Genomic DNA, 1,836 nt, shown 5'->3' on the forward strand with positions numbered 1-1,836 from the left:
GCGCATTTCCAGCTGGCGGGCGATGGAGTGGCCCAGCTTGGCCAACAGCGGCGTGATCGTGAGGCCGATGGCGGTCACAATCTGCCAGAATTGCGCGGTCGATGCCTGGATAAGCTGCGCCTGCACTGCAGCAGCGAGCACGATCAGCGTGGTTTCCGATGGGCTGGCCATCAGCACGCCCACTTCGGCTGCTGTGCCCCGCCTTGCGCCGGCCACGCGCAACAGCACGCCTGTGACCACCGCCTTGACGATCAGGACACCCACTACGGCCATAGCCAGTTCTTGCCAATAAGCAGCAATCACCCTCAGATCGACCGACATGCCGACGGTGATCAAAAACACACCAAGCGCCAGCCCCTTGAAGGGTTCAATCAGGATTTCGACCTCACCCCGATACTCTGTTTCGGCAATCACTAGACCCGCCAGCAGCGCACCAACAATCGGTGACAAGCCCACCGAAGCAGTGGCCAGACTGGCGGTGATCACCACCAGCAGGCTTGCGGCCAGAAACAGCTCTGGGTTCTTTGTCCGCGCCGCCTGCGCAAACATCTTGGGCAATATCAACCGCCCGAGCAGCAACATGCCAAGCACGGTCAGCACGCCAAGGATCAAGGTCTGGGTGAGGTCACCCACGGCATCAGACCCGGCCATCGGCGCCAGCGCTCCGAGCAGGAAAATAATCGGCACAATCGCAACGTCTTCAAACAGGCACATCGCCAGCGCGGCCCGTCCGACCGGCGATGTCGTGCCCGAAATTGGCAGCACCAAAGCGGTGGATGACAAAGCGAGCGCAAGACCCAGGCCAATCGCGCCAGCCATGTTCTGTCCGACCAGAAACAGAGCAAACCCAATCAACAGCGCCGATAGCGTCAGCTCTGCCGCACCCACGCCGAAAACGAGTTTTCTCAAACTCCACAAACGCTTGAACGACAATTCCAGCCCGATTGTGAACAACAGCAGGATGATGCCGAACTCGGCATAAGGCTCAATCGCCTCTGCATCGGTGATCGTGACATGGTATAGCCAGGGGTATTCATCGACCAGCGACCCCAGCCCGAACGGGCCGACCAGAATACCGATCAGCAGAAAACCGATGATTGGCGTGATTCGGAAACGGGCAAACGCCGGAATGACTATTCCGGCGGCACCCAGAATAACCAGCGCATCGCTGAACATTGGATTATCGAGCGGATTGTGCATGAGCCGAGGTAATGACCGATGGGTCGCCGCCTGTCAGCCATTAATCGCAACAAAGTCGTGCTTTATCCGCCGCCGCCGCCATGCGGCCCGGCTGGCGCGACCTGCATCGCGCGTTCCTTGCGCGATGAACCCTGGCCGCGCCCGACCGCGCGGTCCCACTCGATATGGTAAAGGTCATAACGCCGGTCACCCAGATTGCGCACCGTGCCTTCGCTGCGTGCCCAGCTGAGGTCATCGAGATTCACATCGCTGATCGTCAGCGTCTCGACGTTCTCGCTCGCCTCAGCTGCGATGCCGTCTCGCGCAAACGGCAGGTCGCACGGCGTCAGGATGCAGCTTTGCGCATATTGGATGTCCATATTATCGACACCGGGCAGGTTGCCGACATTGCCCGACATCACGACATAGCACTGGTTCTCAATCGCCCGCGCCTGACAGCAGTAACGCACCCGCATATAGGCCTCGCGGCTGTCGGTGCAGAACGGCACGAAGATGATCCGCGCGCCTTCATCGGCGAGACGGCGCGCGAGCTCAGGAAACTCGCTGTCATAACAGATCAGCACCCCAATCGGACCGCAGTCGGTCTGGATGGCATCGATGCTGTCCCCGCCCTTGATCTTCCACCAATAGCGCTCG

Annotated in this window: 2 protein-coding genes; both read right to left on the reverse strand. The window is 60.2% G+C overall.

Going from position 1 to position 1,836, the window contains the following annotated elements; all coding sequences use genetic code 11:
• On the reverse strand, positions 1-1,200 hold a 1,200-nt coding region (locus ACEW8G_RS15520; protein WP_373489300.1), incomplete at its 3' end, for a cation:proton antiporter.
• Positions 1,201-1,262: 62 nt separating this feature from the next.
• Positions 1,263-1,836, reverse strand: a 574-nt coding sequence (locus ACEW8G_RS15525) for a nitrilase-related carbon-nitrogen hydrolase (protein ID WP_373489301.1), incomplete at its 5' end; no start/stop codon positions are given.

It is taken from the genome of Blastomonas sp., assembly GCF_041747255.1.
GTDB lineage: Bacteria > Pseudomonadota > Alphaproteobacteria > Sphingomonadales > Sphingomonadaceae > Blastomonas.